This window comes from Streptomyces sp. NPDC111744, assembly GCF_055634995.1.
This window is the reverse complement of the sequence record NZ_JBVKCG010000038.1, coordinates 1-24,234: the sequence shown is the minus strand read 5'-3', so window position 1 is coordinate 24,234 and position 24,234 is coordinate 1. Positions and strand designations below refer to the sequence as shown.

Here is a 24,234-nt window from a genome sequence, read left to right as displayed (position 1 = left end):
GTGCACGAGAGAAACGTTCGCTAGGTTTCTCGGTGTCGCCACGGACGGGAACGCCCGGAGCGGCCACCAGTCGGAATCAGCGCATATCTGAAGGGGAATCGCCATGAAGCTCACGACCGCCCTCCGCCCCACCCGCAAGCGTGTCGCCGCCCTCGGCGCCGTCGCCGGAGCAGTGGCCCTGGCCCTGGCGGTCACCGTCCCGGCAGACGCCACGGGCGCACACCACACGCCGGACAAGAAGCCCACGGTGGTCCTGGTCCACGGTGCGTTCGCCGACTCCTCCAGCTGGAACGGCGTCGTCAAGCGCCTCCAGCACGACGGCTATCCCGTGGTCGCTCCCGCCAACCCGCTGCGCGGCCTGGCGAGCGACGCCGACTACCTCACCAGCTACCTCAAGAGCGTCAAGGGCCCGATCGTGCTGGCCGGCCACTCCTACGGCGGCGCCGTGATCACCCAGGCCGCAGCCGGCAACCCCAACGTCAAGGCCTTGGTCTACATAGCCGCCTTCGCCCCCGACAAGGGCGAGAGCGCACTGGAGCTGTCCAACAAGTACCCCGGCAGCACCCTTGGCCCGACCCTGAACGCCGTGCCCTTCCCGCTCCCCGGCGGCGGCACCGGCACCGACCTCTACATCAAGGCCGACAAGTTCCACGACCAGTTCGCCGCCGACGTACCCACCCCCGTCACCGACCTGATGGCCGCCACCCAGCGCCCCGTCGCCTCCTCCGCCCTGGAGGAAAAGGCCACCGAGACCGCCTGGAAGACCATCCCCTCCTGGGACCTGATCACCACCCGCGACTACAACATCCCGCCCGCCGCCCAGCGCTTCATGGCCAAGCGCGCCCACTCCCACACCACCGAGATCGCCGCGTCCCACGCCGTCTCGGTCTCCCGCCCCGGCGCCGTCACCCGCATTATCGAACAGGCCGCCCGCACCACCACCCGCTGAACCGCCCCCCACACCCCCGGGAGCCGGCCGCCACACACAGGCGCCCGCCCGACCCCCGCGACTCGGCTGCACCTCCGCACACCCACAGGAGAACGAGAACCACCATGGCCAACTACACCGCTTCCGTGAGCGTCACCGGCGAAGGCCGCAACGGCGGCCGCGTCCAGTCCGACGACGGCCTCCTGACCGCCACCCTCGCCCTGCCCAAGGAACTCGGCGGCGCCGGCGACGCCACCAACCCCGAGCAGCTCTTCGCCGCCGGCTGGGGCTCCTGCTTCCTCGGTGCCCTTCGTCTCGCCGCCACCCAGCGCAAGATCCGACTCACCAGCACCGCCATCGACACCAAGATCACCCTCGTCCACGGCGACGACGGCTTCAGCCTCGCCGCCGTCCTCGACCTCGAAATCGGCGGCGTCGACCAGGACACCGCCACCGCCCTCGCCGAGGCCGCCCACCAGATCTGCCCTTACTCCAAGGCCACCCGCGGCAACATCCCCGTCACCATCAACGCCACCGCGGTCTGACCTCTCCGTCTCACACTCCGCCACCCCGCCACGGCTGGGTCCGCCAGGCCGAGGCCGACCACGGTGAGCGGGACGACCGTCTCACCACCGCCGAACGCGACGAGCTGAAGCAACTCCGCGAGGAAAACGCGGAGTTGCAGCGCGTGTACGAGATCCTCAAAGCCGCGAGTGTCTTTTTTGCCCAGGAGCTCGACCGTCCCCGGACGAGGCCGACGAGGTGATCAACCACCTGCGCGAGAGCGGCCTCGGGGTCGGGCCCGTATGCCGGGAGCTGGACCTGTCGGAGTCCGCGTATCACGCACGCAAGAAGTGGCCGAAGTCGGCACGCCGGCTCCGTGACGAGCAGCTCATGCCTCTGATCGAGGCGATCCACGCCGAGTCCGGCGGCACCTGTGGAGCCCGCCGGATCGCCCGCGCCCTGCGGCGCAAGGAGGTGGATGTGGCCCGCTGCACCGTCGAGCGGCTGATGGCCGAGCTGGAGATCGAGGGCGTCATCGGCGGCCGGCGCCGGCGCACTACGATCCCCGAGCCGTCGGCGCCCAGCCCGCCGGACCTGGTCGACCGTGACTTCACCGCTTCGGGCCCGGACCAGCTCTGGGTCGCGGACATGACCTATGTCAGAACCTGGCCGGGCTGAGCGTATGCGGCGTTCGTCCTGGACGTGTACTCACGAATGATCGTCGGCCGGCAGGTCGCCGGCCACATGCGTACCGGACTCCCGCTGGACGCCCTGGAGATGGCACTGTGGAGACGCCGGATCAAGAAGGACTCCGGCCTCATCCACCATTCGGCTCGCGGCAGTCGATATGTGTCTATCCGCTACACCGAGCGGCTGGCAGATGTCGGCGCTTCCGCCTCGGTTGGCTCCGTCGCGGACTCGTATGACAACGCCGTGGCCGAGGCCCTCAACAGCACCGTCAAGGCCGAGCTGATCGAGATGCAGGGCCCTTGGCGGGACTTCGAGCAGGTCGAGCGGGCGATCTTCCAGTGGGTGACGTGGTACAACGGAGGTGCGTCTCCACTCCGCGCTCGACTACGTACCGCCCGCCGAGTACGAACGCGACTTCCGGCGAAGCCTGGTAGAAGAACCGCAGGCCGCCTGAAACATGACCGGCGGACTCTACGAAACCCGGTTCAGCGTGGAATCCGACGATGCCGAACTTCCTCATGACGCGTGCCACCCGCTTGTGATTGACCCGCTCGCCGCCGTCCCGGGGTTCGGCGGTGACGCGGGGCCCCGTAGGTGCCGTCCGATTCCTGGTGGATCTCGGTGATCCGCTCGGCGAGCTCGGTATCGGCCCGAGCCCGGTCGGCCCGCGCTTCCGCGCCGGCCAGGTGCCGGTAGAAGCCGGAACGGGAGACCTTCACGATCCGGCACAGCCGCTTGACGCCGAAGACGCCACGGTGATCCTCGACGAACTGGAAGCGGCTGCTCACCAGCTGGTCTCGGCCGCAAAATACTTCGCGGCCCTCCGCAGGATCTCCCGCTCGAGCTCGAGTTCCTTCACCCGCGCCCGCAGCTGCCGGTTCTCCTTCTCCATCGCGGTGGCCTCCACCGCCCCGGGCCGCGCGGCCTGCTCGGCATCCCGCCCCCACGTGCGGAGCGTCTCGTGGTTGACGCCCAGGTCCTAGGCCACCGACGCGTACGTCCCACCCGGGCTCGAGTGATACAGCGCGACGGCATCGGCCCGCACTCAGACGAGTACTTCGACCGACGTCCCCAACGGGAACTCCTGTCCTATGGATCATCACGATCCGATGATCAGGGTGTCCACGATCAAGGGGCAACGCCCAACCCCCTGGAATCAATCGTCCAGACAGAGTGGTGACGTGCGCAGGCTGGCCTCCTGCCTTGCGTGTAACGAATCGTTTGTACGCTCAACTTCGGTCAAGACTGGGCTGTTTGAGTCACCGGAAGATCACTAATCTGGCGCCTGAGCGCAAGCATCTACCTGAGGAGTTCCGTGTCCGCTGCCCCGCTGGTTCCCGACATCCTTTCGCCCGAGTTCGCCATGGACCCCTACCCCGCCTATGCGGTGATGCGGGAGAAGGAACCGCTCATCTGGCACGAGGCGACGCAGAGTTACATCATCTCCCGTTACGAGGACGTCGAGCGCGTCTTCAAGGACAAGAACGCGGAGTTCACGACCGACAACTACAACTGGCAGCTAGAGCCGGTCCACGGCAAGACCATCCTGCAGCTCAGCGGTCGCGAGCACGCGGTGCGCCGGGCGCTCGTCGCACCCGCCTTCCGCGGCAGCGACCTGCGGGAGAGGTTCATGCCGGTCATCGAGCGCAACTCACGTGAACTCATCGACGCCTTCCGGCACTCCGGCTCCGCCGACATCGTGCGCGACTACGCGACCCGGTTCCCGGTCAACGTCATCGCGGACATGCTGGGTCTGGACAAGGCCGACCACGCCCGGTTCCACAGCTGGTACACCGCCGTGATCGCCTTCCTCGGCAACCTCTCCGGCGACCCCGACGTGACCGCGGCGGGCGAACGCACCCGGGTGGAGTTCGCCGAATACATGATGCCGATCATCCGCGAACGGCGCGACAACCCGGGGGACGACCTGCTGTCCTCGCTGTGCGCCGCCGAGGTCGACGGTGTCCGGATGAGCGACGAGGACATCAAGGCCTTCTGCAGCCTGCTGCTCGCGGCCGGCGGCGAGACCACCGACAAGGCGATCGCCAGCATCCTGGCCAACCTGCTGCTGCACCCGGAACAGTTGGCCGCTGTCCGCGAGGACCGGAGCCTGATACCCGCGGCCTTCGCGGAGACGCTGCGCTACACCCCGCCGGTGCACATGATCATGCGGCAGTCGGCCACGGACGTCGAGGTCAGCGGTGGCACCATCCCGGCCGGGGCCACCGTGACGTGCCTCATCGGTGCCGCCAACCGGGACGAGCAGCGCTACCGCGAACCCGACCGGTTCGACATCTTCCGCGACGACCTCACCACGACGTCGGCGTTCTCGGCCGCCGCCGACCACCTGGCCTTCGCGCTCGGCCGCCACTTCTGCGTCGGCGCACTCCTTGCCAAGGCGGAGGTCGAGACCGGGGTGAACCAGCTGCTGGACGCGATGCCCGACCTCCGTCTCGCCGACGGGTTCGACCCGGTCGAACACGGGGTGTTCACCCGCGGCCCGCAATCACTGCCGGTCCGTTTCACCCCGAACGGCGGCTGAGAGCCACTGCCCCCATCCCCCGGCGGCCCGGGCAGCGGGCACATCCCTGCCGGGCCGGCGCGTGCCGCTACTGCACGGTGGGGGTGAACCGCACGGGCAGGGACGTCAGTCCGCGCATCCAGACCGAGGGACGCCAGGTCAGGTCCTCCGTCCCGACGGCCAGCACCAGGTCGGGGAGACGCTCCAGCAGCGTCTCCACCGCCGTGCGCGCCATCACGTCCGCGAGGAGCGGCGCCGGGTAGGGGCAGCGGTGCTCCCCGTTGCTGAACGACAGGTGCGCCGAGTTCTCCGCGCCGACGTGTGACTCGGGCCAGATCTGCGGGTCGGTGTTGGCCGCCGCAAGGCCCAGGACGAGGCAGTCGCCCTCCCGGATCAGACGCCCGCCGAGCTGCGTGTCGCGCACGGCCCAGCGCCCGATGAAGTTCTGCGTCGGGGTGTCCAGCCACAGCACCTCGTTGAGCGCGTCGCCCACGCTCACCCTGCCGCCGGAGACGTTGAGCGCGAAACGCTCGTCGGTCAGCAGCAGCCGCAGCGTGTTGCAGATCCAGTTGGCCGTCGGCTGCTGCGCAGCGGCGATGACGGAGATCAGGTCCTGCACGATCTCCTCGTCGCTGAGCCCCGCCGGGTCCAGCAGCATCCGCGAGGTGACGTCCGAACCCGGCCGCTCCCGCTTCTCCTTGACCAGCTGCATGATCCGCTCGCCGACGCGCACGTACGCCGCCACCGGGTCGTCGCCCTCACCGGCGTCGAGCGAGATCCGCAGGTCGTCGACGAGCTGCTCGGTGTCCGCGCTGTTCTGCGGCATGCCGCACATCCACAGCACCCCACGGGCCGGCAGCGCGTGCGCGTACGTGCTCATCAGCTCGGCCTCGCCGCTGCCCGCGAACGAGGAGATCAACTGCCCGGCGATAAGCTCGCATTCACGAGCCAGCTCGAACTGGTCCACGCCCTCCAGCGCCTGCGTGATCACACCCGCCCGGCGCTGGTGCTCCGTCCCCTCGGTGAACAGCACCGAGGGCTGGTAACCGACGAACGGCAGCAGGGGCCAGTCCGGCGGGATGTTGTCCCACTGGTTCCACCGCCTCGAGTCCCGCGCGAACAGTTCGTCGTGGCCGGTGACGTAGCAGAGCTCGGGGTAGCCGAGGACGAGCCAGGCCGGGATGTCGTTGTCCAGCAGCACCGGCGCGACCGGACCGTGGTCCCGGCGCAGGGAGCGGTACAGCTGCGACGGCGTCTGCTGGTACTCGAGGCCGGCCAGCTGCACGGCGGAGCCGTGCGCGGGGCAGCCGGGCGGAGGCGTGGTCGCGGACGGGGAGCCGGTGGGGTCGCTCACGGTGTGCTCTCCTGGGACAGGGCCATTGAGTAGAGGTGGTCCACGAGGGTGATGAGGACCTCCTTGCCGGAGGACCGGACCCGGGCGTCGCAGTCGACCATCGGGACGTGCTCGCCGAGGGCGAGGGCCTTGCGGATCTCCTCGAGCGAGAAGCGGGTCTGGTCGTCGTCGAAGCGGTTCACGGCCACCACGAACGGGGTCTTGTGGTGTTCCAGCCTGTCTATCGCGTACCAGGAGTCCTGCATGCGGCGCGTGTCGACGAGGACGACCGCACCCAGCGTGCCGGAGAACAGGCGGTCCCACAGGAACCAGAAGCGCTCCTGGCCCGGTGCGCCGAACAGGTAGAGGACCATGCGCTGGTTGAGACTGATGCGGCCGAAGTCGAACGCCACCGTCGTGGTGGTCTTGCGCTCCACGCCGGCCGTCTCGTCGACGCCGTGCCCCGCCTGCGTCATCACCTCTTCGGTGTTCAGCGGCCGGATCTCGCTCACCGAGCGGACCAGGGTGGTCTTTCCCACCCCGAAGCCGCCGACGACGACGATCTTCAGGCCGGTTTCGGCGGCATCACCCAGCGGCGTGCGCCGGGAGGGCAGCTCAGAGGTTGCGGAGCCCATGGAGGACCTCCTGGAGCAGGGCGGTTTCGGGGAGCGAGGCGACCGACTCGGCCGCACGGGGGTGACGGGCGCTGATCTTGCCCATGTCATGGAGGTCGCCGACGAGGATCCGGGTGACGGTGACGGGCAGCTTGAGTTCGGCGGAGATCTCGACCAGCGCCGTGGGGTGGCGGCACATCTCGAGGATCCGCACGTGCTCGGACTGCATGCCGGTGCTGGGTTCGCTCTCGCTGACGATCAGCGTCACCAGGTCGAAGGCGTCGTCGGCAGTGCTACGCCCGCCTGTGACCATGTAGAGCCGGTCGGGATCGCCCACGTCCACGGGTCTGTGCATCACGCGGAGGCACCTCGGCCGGCGGGCGTGCGTGGTTCGGCCCGCAGGTGGTCGCCGATCTGCTCGACGAGTTCCGTCATCTGGTGACCGACGACGCCCGGGTCGGCGTTCTCCTGTGCGACGACCGCGAGGTGAGCGCCCTCTCCGGCCTCGACGATGAACAGCAGGCCACCGTGGAACTCCGTCATGGAGTGCCGTACTCCGCCCGTTCCGTCCCCGAACTCCGAGGAGGCGCCCTGTGCGAGGGCCTGGATGCCAGAGCAGATGGCCGCCAGCTGGTCGGCCTGGTCGAGCGTCATGTGCTCCGTCCAGCACAGCTTCAGGCCGTCCCGGGACAGGACGAGCGCGTGGCGTGTGCCCGGGGTGCGCTCCAAGAGGGTCGTCAGGAGCCAGGTGAGGCTGTTGTCAGTGGTCTCCATGGTGGGTGGGACGGGTTGTGACCGGTCAGGTCACCCGGCCCGTTCCTCCAATCCATCGGTTACGGCGGCGAGGTGCGGTGCTGGTGGGCTGATGCCCGTGAGGAGTACGGAAGTAGAGATCCGCGGGGGCGGCCCTGCGCGGACGGTTCGTGACCTAGTCGGCCGCTGTCCCGGGCCCGTCGTCGGGCGGGGTGGCGGAGTTGTCGGCCGTACCACCGTGCCGGGCACGGTGGAAGGCACCGAACTGGCTTCCGGCGTTGCGAGCCGGTCCCGGCTCACGGGACCCGGCCGAGGGCGCCGGCACCGACGGTTTGTGCCGGGCGCGCTCAGCCTCGGCCATGGTGCGGCCGGGGGCGCGTACGGGCAGTCCGTTGTCGGTGACGGTGTCCGGGCCGCGGGAAGGCCCGGAACCGGGCTCCGGCGCGAGGTCCGCGGGGGCGACCGGCTGGACGAGCGGTGCGGGCGCCTCCTTGGCCGCGGGGGCGGGTACGGTCACCGGAGCCTGTGCGGCGCGCCGGGGCCGCTCGACGACGGGCTCGCGCTGCTGGGCCACGAGCTCCGGTGGCAACAGCACGACGACGCCGGTGCCGCCGCGCGAGGAGGGCCGGTAGTTGACACTGATGCCGTAGCGCTCGGCGAGCCGCCCCACCACGGCCAGGCCGAGGCGGGTGCCCTGCAACGAGGCGAGGTCGGTGACACGGCCCGACACGGACTCCTCCGCCCGGCGCATGGCGGCGTCGGACATCTTCAGGCCGCTGTCCTCGATGGTGACGACGAGGCCCGCGCTGCGCTCCTCCACGTAGACGTGGACCTCGTCGATGGGCGGCGAGAAATTGGCGGCGTTGTCCATGAGTTCGGCGAGCAGATGCATCACGCCTTCGGAGGCGAAGCCCGCGATCGCCGCCTTGCTGGAGGAGTGCAGACGCACGCGCCGGTAGGCGGCGATCCGGCCGACCGCGCCGCGCAGGATGCTCTCCATGACGATCGGCTTGTTCCAGACACGGCTGGAACGGCCGCCCATCAGCAGGGCCAGCCGGTCGGTCATGAGGCCGAGCTGAGAAGCGCTGTGGTCCAGCCGCAGCAGGTCGCCGAAAACCTCCCCGCCGTGGCGGTCCTGCATGTCCCGCAGGTCGGCGAGCATGGAGACGGTTTTCGCCTGGACCCGGCTCAGCGCCTTGGCCGAGGCGGCCTGGGCGGCGGCGGACCGCCGTTCGCTGTAGGCCAGTTCCCGGACGAACCATTCGGCCGAGCCGGCCAGTACGGAATCCTGCGGCCAGTCGAACTTGGTGAGGACGGTGTTGCCTGAACTGCCTTCCCTTAGCAGGGCCACCGCGGCGGGCAGTGTCTCGCCGGTCAGGCGGTCGAGTTCCGTCCTCTGCTGCGCCAGCTCACTGCGCGTGGTACTCAGCTCGCCCTCGGTTTCGGTGGCCCGTTTGACCGATTCGGCGAGTTCACCGGCGAAGGTGTGGAGCATCTGGCGCAGTTGCGGATCGGACGGTGTGGCCACACGGGAGAGCGCCTCGTCGGCGCTCGCGCCGTCCTTCAGGTGCCGTGCGACGCTCGGCAGGCTGACGCCGACGAGCTGGGCCGCCTGGGCCTCCTGCTGCCGCCAGTTGTCCTTGGTCATCTCCAGTTCGCTGCGGCAGGCGCCTGCCTGCCGCAGGGCACGGCGCAGTAGGTGGGAAGCGGTGCCGGCAACGGCCGCGACGCAGACGCAGGCGACGAGCGCCGTGCCCAGTACCCAAGTGCGGGTGCCGTCCGGAGCGAGGATTACCGAGGTGGCGGCCCCGGCGGCCGCGATGACCAGGACCACCGGGAACACGGCCGGGGAGGAGCGCGCCCCTTTCCCGCGTCGACGCTGACGGGGGCTGGCAGGCACTGACATTCCGCGGTCCCTCGGTCCGTATGAGCAGAGATCACGTGGGCGACTGGACGTCGTCGACGTCCCGGAGTGCAGCCGCTCGGGGACGGCGGGGTTCCGGATCACGCACGCCGCTCATGCTAGCCACCCCTCCAAGCAGTGGGACCGCACCAACAACCCCATCCCTTACACGAATTCAGTTAGTCGGGAAACCGCCCTCGCAGCACGTGCGCGTGATATGCAACTTTGCCCGTTACTGACTGATCTTGGGTGTGCGGAACTCGGCGTTCTGTGGTGGTCCTGTGTAGGCCATCGCACGCTGAGAACATGATTTGAGCGATGAGCAAATGTTTTCGGCCAAGTCCGCGCCGAAGTGCTCGCTCCGTCGACTGTCGGACGGGGAAGGCGAAACGGCCTGCCAACTTCGCAGGCAGGCCGTCATCGGACATCGACGTCAGAAATTGAGGCACGTGGAGAAGGGCCCGGTCGGGACCCGCAGTACCTGACACACCGTGCCGCCCGCGATGTCTCCGTTGGTGAACGTCCAGGACTGGCTTTCCGACACTTCAAAGTGACGGCTGCTGCCGTCGGTGAAACCGCAGATCGAGCGTAGCCACGTTGTCATGCTGCACCGGGATAGACGGTCAGGCCCAACTTGTGCCAGTCTCCGGCGGCGGGTGTAGGCCCGCCAGAGCAGGTCGGGATCGGGGGTATGGCCGGGTGGCCTGTCCACCACAGCCGCAAGGTCTTCGGTCCCCGGCTCCGGCCAGGCAGCCGGTAGACGGTGAGCCGGACCAGGGTGCCGGGGACGATGGGGCGGGGGCCGCGGCTGTCGTGTCCGTCTGCGACGGGGACACCTCTGCCTTCGCGGTGGCCACTTTGCGCCGCTGGTGGAACGGTGAGGGGCGCTGCCGCTACCCGCACGCCTCCCGCCTGCTGGTCACCGCCGACGCCGGAGGCTCCAACGGCTACCGTGTGCGCGCCTGGAAGAAGGAACTCGCGGACTTGCCTGCGAGACGGGCCTTGAAGTGACTGTCTGTCACTTTCCACCGGGAACATCGAAATGGAACAAAATAGAGCACCGGCTGTTCTCACAGATCAGCATCAACTGGCGTGGCAGGCCCCTGACCAGCCACGAAGTCGTCGTCAGCACCATCGGAGCGACCACGACACGCAGCACACTGTCCGTCCACGCCGAGCTCGACCCCGGCGCCTACCCCACCGGCGTCACTGTCCCCGACACCGTCGTGGAACGCCTTCCTCTCACGCCGCACGAGTGGCACGGCACGTGGAACTACACGTTGCGCCCCGAACCGCTCGCTCCTGAACCCGGAGACAGCGACGCCAGCGACGACGTCAACCAGAACGGCAGCGGCGGCGACAACGACGAGTGGTACTCGGATGCAGGCTGGTGGGCCGACGCCTTCAACTATGCCACCATCGGCGCGGGGTTCATCTCCGCCGTCCTCGGGCTCGCCAGCCTCGTCCTTCCCCCGTTCGCCGTCGTCGGTGTCCCGGCCGCGGCGATCTTCGGCGGCATCGCGATGGGAGCCGGCGCGCTGAGCACCCTGCTCACCGGCATCGAATACGGCTTCACCAGCAGCAAGTTCCTGTGGTCCGCGGCCGGCACCGCGCCGAGCCTGGTCACCTGCGGCGAGTCCAGGTAGGTCACCCCGGTCGCCAAGAGGGTGGCTCCCGTGGTGAAGCAGATCGCGGAGGAGGGCAAGGAACTCGTCTTCTCGATCACCAGCGGCCTGTCGTCGATGTTCTGACCACCGTCCCGGGAACCGTCTCAACGTCCCCGTCGGGTGATTGGCCTGGTGTTCAACCTCGGCCGTCCACCTGACCCGCTGATCTTGTTTCGTTCCCGGCACAGCAGGGCGGCCGTTCTTCACGCTTCGAGGTGTCGAGCAACGTCACGTGAAGGAACGGTACGGTTCGGCAGCGACTCAAGGGGCACGGGGAACTGCGCGACCAGCCACGATGGGCCGCCGACGATCGACGGCCCATCGTGGCCCCGCGGCGGGGTCACAGATCAGCACAGCCCGCAGAGCGCTTAGCGGCCCAACCGCCGCCGTACCCGGCGTACTTGCTCGTTGTCCGAGACCGAGTCGAGGAGTCGGCGCCCGGTGCCGGGCTCGTACGCCGGGCCCTCCAGGCGGCGCAGGGCGGCGTCGCGGACGACGGCGTATGCGACCGGGGTGTCCGTCTTCGGGAGGGTGACCGGGTGGCGGCCGTCGGGGAGTTTGAGACGGGTCGGGAGGCGCAGTTGGACCGCTGTGCCGTCGGGGGCGGGGATCAGTTCGGCGTCCAGTGTCAGGGCGGAGACCGTGACCTTGATGCGAGCCGGGACTCCGCCTGGACTCGTCGCCACGTACGGCAGCGGGAGCGAACGTCCGCCGCGTCCGGTGTTCGTCCCGGCGGCGCCGGCCGTGTCGGGGCCAAGTCTGCGCTGGCGCTGGTCCACGTCGAGGGCGAGCTGGCCGCCGGCCGTCCAGTACGGGAGCGCGAGGCTCTCCTTGAGCGTGCAACCGACGATCGCGCAGATCAGGCACAGCACGAGACGCTCACTGCCCCCGACCAGTTCGTCACCGTCGGGGACGAGACCTACGCCCAAGGGCGTCGACCTGGAGAAGGTCTGACCGTCCCGCTGCCTCCGATTCCGTTCGTTGACCCCCATCACAAGGAGACACCCATGTCACAATGGTGGACGCTCGCCGTTCCCGCGACCGTCATCTTCGCCCTGTGGGGCATGTCCGGCTCAGCACACAGTCATACCAACGAGACCAAGGGCCGCCCGTCACGCCAGATGCGGTTGCAGTACTAGGCCTCGGTGCGGCAGTCGGCCATGACCCGGTAGAAGAGGTCGAGCGAGCCAGGACATCTTTCTGGTGAGCGAGCGTACAGGGTCGCATGGCGCGCGTGACGCCGGCGCGTTGGGGGCAGCTGGCCCGGCGAGTGGTGCCGGGGGCCCGGAGGCCGCGCAGGCGCCCGGTTCCCCCGGGCCTGACGCACAGTCAGGGGCCTTGTCCGGGGCGGCATGTGTGCCGCCCCGGACGGTCGTCCTACCGCAGTGACCTGAAGGCCTGGCGGATCTCCTGGGACAGCAGATGCGGCTGCTCCCATGCGGCGAAGTGGCCGCCCTTGTCGACCTCGTTCCAGTGGATGAGGTTGCCGAAGGCGCGTTCGCCCCAGCTTCGCGGTGCGCGGTAGATCTCACCCGGGAACACGGTGACCGCGACCGGGAGGGTCGGGATGTCGAAGGCGTCGAACGGGCCGCCGCCTGCCTGCGCGCCTTCCCAGTACAACCGGGACGAGGAGGTCCCGGTGTTGGTGAACCAGTAGAGCGAGATGGCGTCGAGCATCTCGTCGTAGGTGAGGACCTTCTCCGGCCTGCCGTCGGAGTCGGTCCACTCCGCAAACTTGTCGTAGTAGTACGCCGCCATTGCGACCGGCGAGTCGGCCAGCGCGTAGCCGATCGTCTGCGGGCTCTGGTTCATCATCGCCGCGTAGCCGAAGCCGTCGCGGTAGAAGTGCAGCAGCCGGTCATAGGCCACCTTCTCGCGGGCCGACAGACTCGCGGGCGCGGGGTCGAAGTTGCGCAAGTGCCGCACAACGTCCGGCGGCACGGTCCCGGGCATATTGACGTGGATGCCGAGGAGTCCCTCCGGGCGCTGGACCGCCAGCAGCTCCGAGATGATCGCACCCCAGTCACCGCCCTGCGAGACGTACCGCTGGTAGCCCAGGCGGAGCATGAGCTCGTGGAACGCGCTCGCGACCCTGGCCGGATTCCAACCCGCCGAGGTCGGCTTGCCCGAGAAGCCGTAGCCCGGAAGCGTCGGAAGGACCAGATGGAAAGCGTCCTCGGCACGCCCGCCGTGGGCGGTCGGGTTGGTGAGCGGTCCGATGACCTTCAGCAGCTCGATGATCGAGCCCGGCCAGCCGTGCGTCATCAGCAGCGGCATCGCGTCGGCGTGCGGCGAGCGTATGTGCGCGAACTGGATGTCCAGCCCGTCGATCTCCGTGATGAACTGCGGCAGCGCGTTGAGCCTCGCCTCGGCCTTGCGCCAGTCATAGCCGCTGCCCCAGTACTCCACGAGCGGGCGGAGCCTGGCCAGCTGGGTACCCTGGGACCGGTCGCCGACCGTCTCCCGGTCGGGCCAGCGCGTCGTCTTCACCCGACGCCGGAGTTCGTTGATGTCTTTCTGCGGGACCCTGATGCGGAAGGGGCGGACGCCAGCGATCTGCTTCACCGGGCCGGCCACGCCCGGCGCCGGCACGACGCCCGACGACGCCACGCTGCCCTCCGCCGCCTGCGCCTGGCCGGGCATGCCGAGCTGGGTAGCAGCGACGGCACCTGCGGCCAGGCCGAGGAACCGACGGCGGCCAGTGTTGCGCTGACCGGCACTTTCGGTCGTGCTCATCGGGAACTCCTTTTCTCGACTGCGAGCATGGCTCGCAGTCACGGTGGGGTGGTGAGGGTGAGGGGCCGGGTCCGCGCTGAGGAACAGCAGGCTCAACGGGGTACCCGCTCGGGGGATCTCCGACCTGGTCCCTTGCGTCGCTGACCTGCTGTTGGCGTCGGTGCCCGTACCGCCGGCGCTGGGGCCGGTGGGTCCGAGTGATCGTTGTGCCTCGTTTTCCACGCGCGCCCATCAGGTGGCCGCGGTGGGGCGCCTGCGATGGTGAGGGTCGGTACGCTCAGGCAGCTCTTCAGTCGGTGCCCGATTCCCTGTCCGTCACCCAGGCACGTCATCGCCTGGGGGCACGCGTGCGTGAAGGCCGACGACTGCGGCCGCGGCACCCAACTTCCAGCGGTTTCGCGGCCCTGCCGGGAGCGGTGGTGGCGCAGGCTGATCCCGGAGGGGATGGCGGCGTGGGCACGGCACCGAGCACACAGCCGACTTTGGCGGCGGCGGATCGCTGGCCGGAGTGTGAAGGTGTCGGCTGCTCACAGGCTCCTGGACATGCACATATCGCGCTGCGGCAGACGCCTTCGGCGCGCGCGATGCCGCCGGTGCGATGCGCATCGATCGTGCGGCTCACCGCCATGGCATGTTGCCCCCTCCCGTGCTCGATGTGTCGCCGGCCACAGAAACCTCCGCCCGGAGACACCTCCGCACCCGTCACCAGTTCGTGCGGTGATGATCATGGCAGCGATCACATCACCGGTCAAGCAGGTGACAGATTGCCGCACATGTGCACACCGTCACCCGAGGTCGCACCAGCACGGCCAACCGGGTTGGCAGAAGGCCGGTCTTCGCCCTGACCCTGCGGGACGGGAGCCGACCACGGACCACTTCCTTCCCGAGCCGGTGCTCACCGAGGCCGTCGCCGCGGCGTTCCTCAACCATCCGCGCTTCGTGGTCGCCACGCCGGACTCCCCGCGTGAGAACACCGTCACCGTCCAGACCCGCAACGGCATCCGCTACCTCCTGGTCCTGAACGTCGACCGCGACGCCGACGGCCAGGAGCTGTCGACCCCGGTCGCCGCCGTCGCCTTCGCTGCAGGCTGGCTGCTCACCGCCGACGCGAGCGACCAGGACCGCGCCGTCGCCGGTCTGCTCAACTACGTCGCCGCCACCTGGGACCGGCAGGGCATCCCGCTGCGCGAGCACACGCAGGCAGTTGCCCGCTCCCTACCCGCTAGTACTGCAACCGCACTCATCGCGTCACCGCAGGTCAGGCTGGGTTCGCCACTTTCACCGCACTGACGGCGAGGTGGAGGGCGACGGTGGCTTCCACGCCTGCTCGGACTGCGAACCAGCAGGTCAGCATCGCGCGGAACTGACGGCATGTCACTTCTGCTGGGGCGGCGCATGCTGCCCGACCTGCGGCGACACCCCGAGTGCGGTTGCAGTACTAGCCCGTTCGAGTGAGCGCCTGCCTCGGTGCCCGGTGCCCGCGCAGTTATCAACAGGCCATCCCCGTTCCGCGTGCACAGCGATACCGTGAAGGCGCACGCCCGTCCCGCGTCTGGAGGCTCCGATGACCGACCAGCCGGCTCCCGCCGACGGAGCCGTCCGGCAGCAGCTGGAGCCCGCGGCCGCCGACGCGGTCGCCTACGCGGCCCGAACTCGCGAGCAGGCCGACCAGTTCGCCGCTGTCCTGGAGGACATCGCCGAAAACGGGCTGCCCTCGCCGGAGGACTGCACGCCGTGGGAAGACCTGCGGGAAGCGCACCTCGCCCGACTCGCCGCGCAGCGGCCGGCCGTCGCCTGATGCCCCAAGGACACGGGCCCCGCCGCGCCCGGATCGCTTTCTCCGACTCCGCCGCCAAACAGCTGGAGAACCTCACCAGCGAGGCGGACATGCACGCCCTGGACCGCGCCCTGGTCGTCGTCTCCGTCGATCCCGAGATCGGCGAACCGATTCCCGGCGACACCACCGGCCCCCAGCTGCGGCAGTACACCGATGACGTCGAAGCCGTCCGCACTTCGTCACCGCTCTGCGCACCGTGGTCGTCGTTGCGTACATCGAGGTCTGATCTGCACAGCTGCCGCCGCGGCAGCAACCGCCGTCGTGCTGCTGTTTGGTGAAGTGCGGAGCGAGGCCAAGGCTGCCGTCAAACGCGTCTGATGACCAGCACAGCGACGTCGTCCAGGTGGTCTCCGCAACCGCAGCGTCGAGGATTCGGTCAGCGATCGCCTCCGCCTCCCCAACCCTGCTGTGGAAGCTGAGCACCCGCCGGAAGCGGTCTTCCACCGCCGCGCGCATCAGCCCGGTCTGCACTGCCGCCAGCCGGGCCCCACGTACTGCGTCGGAGCCGGTCGCCTCGGCCGTCATCGCCCCGTACAGCAAATGCAAGATGCGCAGGGGATCCGGCGCGGGATCGGCAGGGCTCCTTCGGCCTTTCTCCTCCACAAGATGAAAAAAAGCCAGTCAAGCCGAGCAAGGGGGTACCTGCACCCTCGAGGACTTCAACGCGACCGACTCCGCCCCTCACCGCTTATGGCCTGGACGGAAAACCATTCCTGATGCAGCGTCAAGTGGCTGCCGGCCGGTCATGGTTGGCGTCCACCGACAGCCGATTCGCCGCCGCGCTGTCGCGCACGAAGGTTCATCTCCGGCCGGTGCAGACCCCGACTTCCCAGGCCCAGGCCGCGATCTCGACGCGGTTGCGGGCGGCGAGTTTGCGCTGGATGTTGCCCAGGTGGGTCTTTACGGTGGAGTGGGTGACGTAGAGCTCGGCCGCCACCTCCTCGTTGGTGTATCCACGGGCGACCAGGCGGACGACGTCGAGTTCGCGCTGGGTGAGGGGTTCGGCGAGCCGAGTGAGCGCACGGGTGGCAAAGGGTGCGGGGCGGGACCTGGTATCCACCTGCGGGGGTGGTGCCATGTGCTGCAGGAGGCGGACGGTGACGGAGGGGGAGATGAGGGAGTTGCCGACGGCCGCCGCACGTACGGCTTCGGCGAGGAGAACGGGGGCGCCGTCTTTGAGGAGGAAGCCGCAGGCGCCGTTGCGCAGGGCCTGGTAGACGTATTCGTCCAGGTCGAAGGTGGTGGCGATCAGGACGTTGAGCGGGTCCGGCACGTCGGGGCCGGCCAGCAGGCGGGTGGCTTCCAGGCCGTCCATTGCGGGCATGCGGATATCGAGGAGGCAGACGTCCGGACGGAGTCGGCGGGCCGCTTTGACCGCGTCGGTTCCGCTCGCGGCCTCGGCGACGACGTCCATGTCCGGCTGGGCGCTGAGGATCATACGGAAGGCCGACCGGACCATCTCCTGGTCGTCGGCGATCAGGACCCGGATCTTCATGGTGTCATGCTCACAGAGGTGGTGGAGGCCGGCGGTCGCGGGGTCATGGGCGGTTCGCCGGGGGGTGCCGGCGGCAGGGGGATGTCGGCGGTGACCTCCCAGCCGGGGCAGCCGGGTCGGGGGCCCGCGGTGAAGTGACCGCCGAGAGCCTCGACCCGTTCGCGGAGTCCGATGAGACCGTACCCGCCGCGCTGCCGGTCGGGCGAGGGCGGTGCGGTGGCGCCGGCTCCGCGCCGGTCGGCCGGCGGACGGCCGGACGCCTCGGTCCGGGGGCGGTGTGCCGTGCCGCTTGCGGGCCGGCCGTCGTCGGTCACCGAGACATCCAGCCGTCCGGCCCGGAGCCGGATGTCCACGGTGACGCGTGCGGCGGTGTCGGCGTACTTGCGGATGTTGGTGAGCGATTCCTGCACCAGGCGGTGCACGGTGGTGCTGATCTCGGGCGGGAAGGATCGTTCGGCGAGCCGGGGGTCGAGGGTGAGCCGGGCCGCGGGCGAGAAGCCCTCGACGAGGTCGCGCACCCGTGTGAGGTCGCCTCTGGGCCGGGTGGCGGCCGGGTCCCCCGGGGCGCGCAGCACGGAAACCGTGCTGCGCATCGACTCCATCGCTTGCGAACCGGCCTCCTCGATCCCGGCGAACAACCGGTCAAGGTCTGCGGGCGCCGGTGCCTGGCCGACCGAGGTGACGTAGCGGGCCGCTTTGGCCTGCGCGACGATCGCGGTGACATGGTGGGCCACGAAGTCGTGCAACTCCCGGGCGTGCTCCAGCCGCTCGGCCTGGCGCGCGGCCTGTTCCGCGGCCTTCCGCTCGCGGTCGCGCAGGGTGTCGGCGAGGCGCAGATACAGGCCCAGTACCACCATCAACACGGTACCGATGAGGAGCACCGGCCCCCCGATGGTCGTCACGAGCTCGTGCTCGGTTGGAATCCGTAGGAGCAGCAGCAGGGCGGCCACGCTTGCCGGGGATGCCAGAGCGGCGATCCGCAGCAGCGGCTGAAGGCGCACAGTACGGGTGATCATCAGCAGGAGTGCGCACAGTTCCGTCATCCCTGGGGTGTTCTCGGGCCGCTGGGTCCGGGCCAGCTGCAGCTCGGCCACCGACAGTGCGAGGGACGCTGCCACCGCACAACCCGCGACCAGAGGAAAGCGCGCGGGCGCTACGAACAGAGCCACCACGCACAGTGCACCGGTGACGGTGGCGGCCGCCGCGGTGGGGGCGAATCCGCTGTTGAGCCCTTCGGCGACGAGCAGGCCGAGGACGAGGACACCCGCCAGCACGAGCAGGACCTGATACGAGCGGGAGCGGTCCCGGAATGCGTGGATCATGCCGCCTCACGTTACGGCGGTATCCGGCGGGCCACCTCAACTCATCGGCCGATGCGGGCGGCCCGGGCCGTTCGGCAATCCGGTTGATCCGCCGCGGCCCTGACCCACCGGACGATCGAGGTGCGGAACGTGGGCCAAGTCCCACGCCCCCTTCACCCCACCCTCTGCCTGCTGAACCGGAGCCTTCCGCCATGTCACAGCACCTTGGGGCGCAGCGCCCCGGAACGACGCCGCGCCCCCTGACAGCGCAGGCGGTCGCCCGGCCCACCGCTCCCGTGGCGGCCTCGGCCGGAAATCTGACCAGGGTCTACGGCCAGGGAGAGACCCAGGTGACCGCGCTGGACTCCGTCTCCGTGGAGTTCGACCGCGGCCGGTTCACCGCGATCATGGGCCCGTCCGGCTCGGGAAAGTCCACGCTGATGCACTGCATGGCGGGTCTGGACACCATCTCCTCCGGTACGGCACGGATCGGCGATGTCGAGCTGTCCTCCCTCGGAGACAAGCAGCTCACCCGGCTGCGCCGCGACAAGGTCGGCTTCATCTTCCAGGCGTTCAATCTGCTGCCGACACTGACGGCCGCCGAGAACATCACGCTGCCCATGGACATCGCAGGCCGCAAGCCGGACCGGCAGTGGCTGAACCGGGTCATCGACACGGTGGGCCTGACGGAAAGGCTGTCCCACCGCCCGTCACAGCTGTCCGGTGGCCAGCAGCAGCGGGTCGCCGTCGCCCGTGCGCTGGCCTCCCAACCCGAGATCATCTTCGCGGACGAGCCCACCGGAAACCTCGACACCCGATCCGGTAGCGAGGTACTGGGCTTTCTGCGCTCGTCCGTGCTGGAGCTGGGCCAGACCGTGGTGATGGTCACCCACGACCCCGTCGCCGCGTCCCACGCGGACCGCGTGGTCTTCCTCGCCGACGGCCGGATCGTCGACACCCTCCACAACCCGACCGCCGATGCGGTGCTCGACCGCATGCTGCGCCTCTCCGCGACTGCTTCCCGGCATCCGGGCCACGCCCCCAATAGGTACGCCGGCTGACCGGCGGACTCTCCATGTCCGGTTGCCTTCCCCTCTCCCCCCAGGACTGATCGCCCATGTTCCGTACCGCCCTGCGCAATGTGCTCGCGCACAAGGCCAGGATGCTGATGACCGTCCTCGCCGTGACACTCGGCGTGGCCTTCGTCGCCGGCACTCTGGTCTTCACCTCGACCGTCTCCGCCGCGTACCAGAACAGCTCGCACAAGGGTTTTGAGGACGTGGACGTCGCCATCGAGTCCGGCGCTCCCAGCGCTCGCCCGGATACCGCCCCCAGGCTCACCCCGGTACTCATGGGCCGGGTGGCGAAGGCGCCCGGCGTGCAGTCGGTGACCGCAGTGGTCTCCGGTTTCACCGCCGTGGCCGGCAAGAACGGCGATCTGGTGGGTGAGGGATGGACCACTCAAGGCGCCAACTACGCCGTGAACAGCGGTGACCGGGACGCCCGCTACCCGCTCAGGGAAGGCCGCGCCCCCAAGGGGCCGGACGAGGTGGTTCTGGACGCCAAGACCGCCGAGCGGGCGGGGTACCGGGTCGGTGACACCGTCCGCCTGTCGGTCGACGGGCCGGTCCGCACGCCGCGACTGGTCGGAATCTTCACCACCGACAACGGTGAGGTCGCCGCAGGCGGCACGCTCGCCCTGTTCGACACGCCCACCGCACAGCAACTGTTCGGCAGGACCGGGGAGTTCAGCGATATCGACATCAAGGCCACACCTGGCACGTCCCCGACCGAGCTCGCGGCGACCGTCGAGAAGGTGCTGCCCAAAGACCTGCGGACGACCACCGGACAGAGCCTCGCCGACTCCCAGGCACTGAGAGCCGAGGCCAGTGTGGACGACTTGCGGTCCACCCTGCTGGTCTTCGCCGGTATCGCACTGTTCGTCGGGGTCTTCCTCATCGCCAACACCTTCACCATGCTCGTCGCACAGCGCACCAGGGAGCTGGCCCTGCTGCGCGCGGTGGGCGCCACCCGACGTCAGGTGACCCGCTCCGTCCTGATCGAGGCGTTCCTCGTCGGCCTGCTGGCCTCGGTGGCGGGGCTGGCCGCCGGCATCGGCATCGGTGCCGCGCTGCGTCCGCTGGCCTCCTCCTTCGGCAAGGGAGGACAAACACTGCCCGATGGCCCCCTGACCATCACTTTGGTCACGGTCATCACCTCACTCGCCCTCGGTATCGGCATCACGATGCTGGCCGCCTGGCTGCCCGGTCGCCGCGCGGCGAAGATTCCGCCGGTGGCCGCGATGGGCAGTGTGCACGCGGTGGCCACCCCCCGCTCGCTGGTCGTGCGTAACGTCCTCGGGGCCCTGACCACCACGACCGGCGCCGTGACTGTGCTGGGTGCGACTGGCCTGACGTGGGACGACGGACAGATGCTCATGGCGCTGGGCGCTGCGGTCCTGATGACCGGGGTGCTCGTCCTGACTCCCCTGCTGTCCCGCCCGTTCATCGCCGCCGCGGCGCCGGCACTGCGCACCTTCGGCGTCTGCGGCAAGCTCGCCCGCGAGAACGCCCTGCGCAATCCGCGCCGTACCGCGGCCACGGCCTCGGCCCTCACCATCGGCCTCACCCTGATCACCGCGCTGACAGTGGTCGCGGTCAGCAGCCAGCGGAGCATCGACCAGAAGGCCACCGCCTCCCTCTCGGCCGACTACGTCGTGCGGATGGCCACCTACGATCCGCTCTCCCAGACGGTCGAGAAGCGCCTCGGGAAGGTCGACGGGGTCAGCGCCGTCAGCCCCCTGCGCCAGGCCCCGGTCCGCATCGCCGACCAGGAGACCTTCGTGACAGGCATCGACGCCACCACTGTCCGGAGCATGTTCCGGCCCGACTTCACCAAGGGCTCGCTCGCCGGATTCGGCGGCCGCGGCATCATCGTCTCCAAGGACACCGCACAGGAACTCGGATGGCACACCGGTACCACCGTGCCGATCACCTACCCGGACGGCAAGCGGGGCCAGTTGACCGTATCCGGCATCTTCCAGGGCAACGACCTGCTGACCGGCATCATCACCGACACCCACACCCTCGACCCGCACCTGCAGACCACACGTGCCTGGCAGGTCCTGGTGAAGACCGAAGGCGGCCCCAGCGACACCGTCAAGCGGGCCATCGCCAAGGCGCTCGGCGACAGCCCGGCCGTACTCGTCCAGAGCAAGCAGGACGTCTCCGCCACCATCGCCCGCGGCATCACCATGATGCTCAACATCCTCTACGGACTCCTCGCCATGGCCGTGATCGTGGCCGTCCTCGGCGTCATCAACACCCTGGCCATGTCCGTGGCCGAACGGGCACCGGAGATCGGCATGCTGCGTGCCATCGGGCTCGACCAGCACAGCGCCAAGCGCATGCTGCGCCTGGAGTCCTTGACCATCTCCCTCTTCGGCGGTGTCCTCGGCATCGAGCTGGGCATCTTCCTCGGCTGGGCCGCAAGCCGCCTCCTCGCCTCCGAGATGCCCGGCTTCGAACTCGTCCTCCCCTGGGGACGTCTGGCCCTCTTCCTGGCACTCGCCGGCTTGGTGGGAATCCTCGCCGCCCTCTGGCCCGCCCGCCGCGCCGCGCGCCTCAACCTGCTCAGCGCCATCAAGGCGGAGTAGGCCGGCGGCAGCGATGGAGACAGCGAAGGGCACCCTGAAGCCGGCGGACCAGCAGTTGCGCCCCGGTGACTGCGGCGGACCGGGCGAGCGCGAAGCCCTTGAGCCTCCGCCATCTTCGAACGTGCAGTTCAGATGGGGTGGTGTGGGAGCCCTCCGTGGTGCTCGGGCTGGTCGTGGGCGACTGTCTTCGGTCTTGATCGTCTGACGGTTCCTGCTGGGCCGGTTCTGTCGGTTCTGCCACGCTGTCGGACTGGTGCCGCCTACGCTCAGGTGCATGGCGGAATCCGAGATCGCGGAACGGATCGCAGCGCGCCGCGCGGAGTTGGACGGACTCGAGGAACAGCTGGTCAAGCAGCTGGAAGAGGTGCGGGCCGAGCGGGACGAACTCGCCGTCGCCGAGCGGGTGTGGCAGCGGATGGCCGGGCAGCTCCACGAGGAGGCGCAGGCTTCCGCGCCGCTGGCCGCGCAGGTCGCGGGCCAGGCTGTGCTGTTGGTCCCGCATCGTGGGCCCGGCATGGGCCAAGACGCGCTGCCGCCGCACTACCAGGGCATTCTCGCTGTTGTGCAGGGTGCGGGCGGGCCGGTATCGACCAAGCAGGTCGGCCAGGAACTCGGGCTCGACACCGTGACGCCGGGCAAACTGGAGCCGCTACGCGGCAAGCTCTCCAAGCTTGCCGGGCGGGGCTGGCTGCGCAAGCTCCCCGACGGCCGTTTCACCGTACGCCCGTGACCAGCAGCAACGGCGACCACCACAGCCGATTACCGTGGGGGCCGTAACCCCAGTTCCCCCGGCGGGTGTTGAGATTGTGTGACGAATGCCAACAAGCCCGCCGAGGGCACCTCCCTGGTCTACCAGTGTCGCCTCAACGTGTCCACGCAGACCGTCGAATACTGCGCCGGACTGCTGCGGGCGCACCTGAGGGCAATAGGCTCCCCGTTCCGCTCACTGCCTCCCCGCCGGATCGTGCTACTGGTGCTGTCGATGCTGCGGCACGACCAGCGCGTCCTCGACCTGGCCGGCGGAAACAACGTGCCCGAAACCACCCTGCGGCGCTGGCGCGACGAACTGGTCGGCCTGCTCGCCGCCTGCGCCCCACGCCTGGACCGCCCCCTGAAGAAGATCGCGAAGCGCGGCGGGGAAGTCGTCCTCATCGACGGCACGTTGATACCGACCCAGCGTCGCACCGGAGCCCAGGACCGGCGCAACTACTCCGGCAAGCACCACCGCCACGGCCTGCACTTTCTCGCCCTGACCGACGAGAGGGGCCGCCTGATCTGGATCTCCGCCGCCCGGCCCGGCCGCACCCACGACGCGAAGGCCGCCCAACATGACCACATCGTCGTGCAGTTGAAGGCCGCCGGCCTCGGCGCCCTCGCTGACCTGGGCTTCATCGGCATCGACAAGTCCAAGGACCCCGATGACCAGGTCATCATCACCGGTTACAAGGCCACCCGGGCCCGCAAGCTCACTCCCGGCCAGAAGCAGGCCAACCAGGTCCTGTCCGCCGCACGCGCCCCAGTCGAACACGGATTCGCAAACCTCAAAGCCTGGCGCATCCTGACCAAGCTCCGCACCGCCCCCGGCCACGCCACCGCCCTCCTGCGCGCCCTGCTCGTCCTGACCAACATCCACGTCAACCGCTGACCTGACAGACGATCAAGACCACAGACGCCTGCGCCCGACCAGCGCGAGCACCGGGGAGGGCCCCCACGCCACCCCATCCGACCTGCATGTTCGAAGATGGCGGATCTTCTCTGTCAATCGCCGCATGGAACCCGGCGTCCAGTCCCGGGGATCAACCTCAGGACACGGCCTGCTCCAAGGCCGAACAAAGTGCTTGGTGGGCGCAGGGGGGCGCCCAACCGATGCCCCTGCCTATCGCACGGGTGCCTTGCTCCTCCGTGCCTCAGCACGCTGTCCGCAGGTCCGCCCGGTCTGGTCGATCGCGGATGTGGATTCCGAAAAGTTGCCACCCCAGGTCGATGCGCGTTGCTAGACATGGAGTCGTGGCTGGGAAGCGCAAGATACAAGGTGGCGGTGAACCCGACCTGGTCCTGCTGGTGCACGGGACCTTCGCAGGCAGTCAGAGGCGGGAGGATGAAGGTGACCGCTGGTGGCAACGGGGCAGTACTGTCTGGCGTGCGCTAGAGGAGCACCTTCCTCCTGGCACGCAGTTACCCGCGGGGAAGACGATGTTGTTCCAGGTCACGTCCGCTGGAGTGGTGTATCGACGGCCACTCGGCGATCTCGTTTTGAGGCTATGCGGTGAGTTCGGTGGGCAGGACGGTGTCGTCGG

The 24,234-nt window shown here is 69.2% G+C and carries 21 protein-coding genes and 3 pseudogenes; 14 read left to right on the top strand and 10 right to left on the bottom strand.

Annotation, left to right across the window (positions count from 1 at the left end):
* Nucleotides 1–103: 103 nt before the first annotated feature.
* The 4 genes from ACZ7OO_RS41390 to ACZ7OO_RS41375 all read left to right on the top strand — a co-directional run bounded on the left by ACZ7OO_RS41390 (nt 104) and on the right by ACZ7OO_RS41375 (nt 2,644).
* A complete protein-coding gene (locus ACZ7OO_RS41390; protein ID WP_471512573.1) occupies nt 104–949 on the top strand; it encodes an alpha/beta fold hydrolase in 846 nt (281 codons plus the stop codon).
* Nucleotides 950–1,053: 104 nt separating this feature from the next.
* On the top strand, nt 1,054–1,473 hold the full coding sequence (locus ACZ7OO_RS41385) for an organic hydroperoxide resistance protein (RefSeq protein ID WP_471512572.1): 420 nt from the start codon (nt 1,054–1,056) through the stop codon (nt 1,471–1,473).
* Between the two features lie 217 nt (nt 1,474–1,690).
* Nucleotides 1,691–2,110: an IS3 family transposase gene (locus ACZ7OO_RS41380; protein ID WP_471512571.1), complete on the top strand. Its 420-nt coding sequence runs from the start codon at nt 1,691–1,693 to the stop codon at nt 2,108–2,110.
* A gap of 36 nt (nt 2,111–2,146) precedes the next feature.
* On the top strand, nt 2,147–2,644 hold the full coding sequence (locus ACZ7OO_RS41375) for an integrase core domain-containing protein (protein WP_471512570.1): 498 nt from the start codon (nt 2,147–2,149) through the stop codon (nt 2,642–2,644).
* On the opposite strand, the pseudogene ACZ7OO_RS41370 reads toward ACZ7OO_RS41375, so the two are convergent.
* Nucleotides 2,613–3,167: pseudogene (locus ACZ7OO_RS41370) on the bottom strand (IS3 family transposase); the annotation flags it as partial. The gene ACZ7OO_RS41375 and the pseudogene ACZ7OO_RS41370 overlap by 32 nt on opposite strands.
* Nucleotides 3,168–3,437: 270 nt before the next feature.
* Between ACZ7OO_RS41370 and ACZ7OO_RS41365 the strand changes: the two are divergent.
* Nucleotides 3,438–4,664, top strand: a complete 1,227-nt coding sequence (locus ACZ7OO_RS41365) for a cytochrome P450 (RefSeq protein WP_471512569.1) — start codon at nt 3,438–3,440, stop codon at nt 4,662–4,664.
* 67 nt (nt 4,665–4,731) lie between these two features.
* On the opposite strand, the gene ACZ7OO_RS41360 is transcribed toward ACZ7OO_RS41365, so the two are convergent.
* The 5 genes from ACZ7OO_RS41360 to ACZ7OO_RS41340 all read right to left on the bottom strand — a co-directional run bounded on the left by ACZ7OO_RS41360 (nt 4,732) and on the right by ACZ7OO_RS41340 (nt 9,249).
* Nucleotides 4,732–5,997, bottom strand: a complete 1,266-nt coding sequence (locus tag ACZ7OO_RS41360) for a cytochrome P450 (RefSeq protein WP_471512568.1) — start codon at nt 5,995–5,997, stop codon at nt 4,732–4,734.
* Complete coding sequence (locus tag ACZ7OO_RS41355) at nt 5,994–6,611, bottom strand: GTP-binding protein (protein ID WP_471512567.1); 618 nt, start codon at nt 6,609–6,611, stop codon at nt 5,994–5,996. Before ACZ7OO_RS41355 ends, ACZ7OO_RS41360 begins: the two co-directional genes overlap by 4 nt.
* Complete coding sequence (locus ACZ7OO_RS41350) at nt 6,592–6,948, bottom strand: DUF742 domain-containing protein (protein ID WP_471512566.1); 357 nt, start codon at nt 6,946–6,948, stop codon at nt 6,592–6,594. Before ACZ7OO_RS41350 ends, ACZ7OO_RS41355 begins: the two co-directional genes overlap by 20 nt.
* Nucleotides 6,945–7,364, bottom strand: coding sequence for a roadblock/LC7 domain-containing protein (locus tag ACZ7OO_RS41345; RefSeq protein ID WP_471512565.1), 420 nt, complete (start codon nt 7,362–7,364; stop codon nt 6,945–6,947). Before ACZ7OO_RS41345 ends, ACZ7OO_RS41350 begins: the two co-directional genes overlap by 4 nt.
* Nucleotides 7,365–7,518: 154 nt before the next feature.
* The gene (locus ACZ7OO_RS41340) at nt 7,519–9,249 is read right to left on the bottom strand and encodes a sensor histidine kinase (protein WP_471512564.1); all 1,731 of its coding nucleotides are present in this window, start codon (nt 9,247–9,249) and stop codon (nt 7,519–7,521) included.
* A gap of 819 nt (nt 9,250–10,068) precedes the next feature.
* On the opposite strand from ACZ7OO_RS41340, the pseudogene ACZ7OO_RS41335 reads away from it, so the two are divergent.
* Nucleotides 10,069–10,550: pseudogene (locus ACZ7OO_RS41335) on the top strand (ISAzo13 family transposase); the annotation flags it as partial.
* Nucleotides 10,551–11,281: 731 nt separating this feature from the next.
* Here the strand turns inward: ACZ7OO_RS41335 and ACZ7OO_RS41330 are convergent.
* The gene (locus ACZ7OO_RS41330) at nt 11,282–11,842 is read right to left on the bottom strand and encodes a hypothetical protein (protein ID WP_471512563.1); all 561 of its coding nucleotides are present in this window, start codon (nt 11,840–11,842) and stop codon (nt 11,282–11,284) included.
* Nucleotides 11,843–11,920: 78 nt separating this feature from the next.
* On the opposite strand from ACZ7OO_RS41330, the gene ACZ7OO_RS41325 reads away from it, so the two are divergent.
* Nucleotides 11,921–12,052 (top strand): hypothetical protein, encoded by a 132-nt coding sequence (locus ACZ7OO_RS41325; RefSeq protein WP_471512562.1) that lies wholly within the window; start codon nt 11,921–11,923, stop codon nt 12,050–12,052.
* Nucleotides 12,053–12,290: 238 nt separating this feature from the next.
* Here the strand turns inward: ACZ7OO_RS41325 and ACZ7OO_RS41320 are convergent, their stop codons facing one another.
* On the bottom strand, nt 12,291–13,649 hold the full coding sequence (locus tag ACZ7OO_RS41320) for an epoxide hydrolase family protein (RefSeq protein WP_471512561.1): 1,359 nt from the start codon (nt 13,647–13,649) through the stop codon (nt 12,291–12,293).
* Nucleotides 13,650–14,540: 891 nt separating this feature from the next.
* Here ACZ7OO_RS41320 and ACZ7OO_RS41315 point away from each other — a divergent pair.
* The 3 genes and pseudogenes from ACZ7OO_RS41315 to ACZ7OO_RS41305 all read left to right on the top strand — a co-directional run bounded on the left by ACZ7OO_RS41315 (nt 14,541) and on the right by ACZ7OO_RS41305 (nt 15,712).
* Complete coding sequence (locus ACZ7OO_RS41315) at nt 14,541–14,939, top strand: hypothetical protein (RefSeq protein ID WP_471512560.1); 399 nt, start codon at nt 14,541–14,543, stop codon at nt 14,937–14,939.
* Nucleotides 14,940–15,213: 274 nt separating this feature from the next.
* Nucleotides 15,214–15,447 (top strand): hypothetical protein, encoded by a 234-nt coding sequence (locus ACZ7OO_RS41310; protein ID WP_471512559.1) that lies wholly within the window; start codon nt 15,214–15,216, stop codon nt 15,445–15,447.
* Nucleotides 15,447–15,712 (top strand): annotated as a pseudogene (locus ACZ7OO_RS41305) (hypothetical protein). The gene ACZ7OO_RS41310 and the pseudogene ACZ7OO_RS41305 overlap by 1 nt, the downstream one beginning before the upstream one ends.
* A gap of 573 nt (nt 15,713–16,285) precedes the next feature.
* Here ACZ7OO_RS41305 and ACZ7OO_RS41300 read toward each other — a convergent pair.
* Nucleotides 16,286–16,981, bottom strand: coding sequence for a response regulator (locus ACZ7OO_RS41300; protein WP_471512558.1), 696 nt, complete (start codon nt 16,979–16,981; stop codon nt 16,286–16,288).
* Complete coding sequence (locus ACZ7OO_RS41295) at nt 16,978–18,303, bottom strand: sensor histidine kinase (protein ID WP_471512557.1); 1,326 nt, start codon at nt 18,301–18,303, stop codon at nt 16,978–16,980. The genes ACZ7OO_RS41300 and ACZ7OO_RS41295 overlap by 4 nt, the downstream gene beginning before the upstream one ends.
* 191 nt (nt 18,304–18,494) lie before the next feature.
* On the opposite strand from ACZ7OO_RS41295, the gene ACZ7OO_RS41290 reads away from it, so the two are divergent.
* The 4 genes from ACZ7OO_RS41290 (at nt 18,495) to ACZ7OO_RS41275 (ending at nt 23,582) form a co-directional block, all read left to right on the top strand.
* Nucleotides 18,495–19,343, top strand: coding sequence for an ABC transporter ATP-binding protein (locus ACZ7OO_RS41290; protein WP_471512556.1), 849 nt, complete (start codon nt 18,495–18,497; stop codon nt 19,341–19,343).
* 56 nt (nt 19,344–19,399) lie between these two features.
* Nucleotides 19,400–21,937 carry an ABC transporter permease gene (locus ACZ7OO_RS41285; RefSeq protein ID WP_471512555.1) on the top strand — a complete coding sequence of 846 codons (2,538 nt, stop codon included), beginning with the start codon at nt 19,400–19,402 and terminating at the stop codon, nt 21,935–21,937.
* Nucleotides 21,938–22,211: 274 nt separating this feature from the next.
* Nucleotides 22,212–22,667 (top strand): hypothetical protein, encoded by a 456-nt coding sequence (locus ACZ7OO_RS41280; RefSeq protein WP_471512554.1) that lies wholly within the window; start codon nt 22,212–22,214, stop codon nt 22,665–22,667.
* A 78-nt stretch (nt 22,668–22,745) separates the two neighbouring features.
* Nucleotides 22,746–23,582: a transposase family protein gene (locus ACZ7OO_RS41275; protein WP_471512553.1), complete on the top strand. Its 837-nt coding sequence runs from the start codon at nt 22,746–22,748 to the stop codon at nt 23,580–23,582.
* Nucleotides 23,583–24,234: the final 652 nt, after the last annotated feature.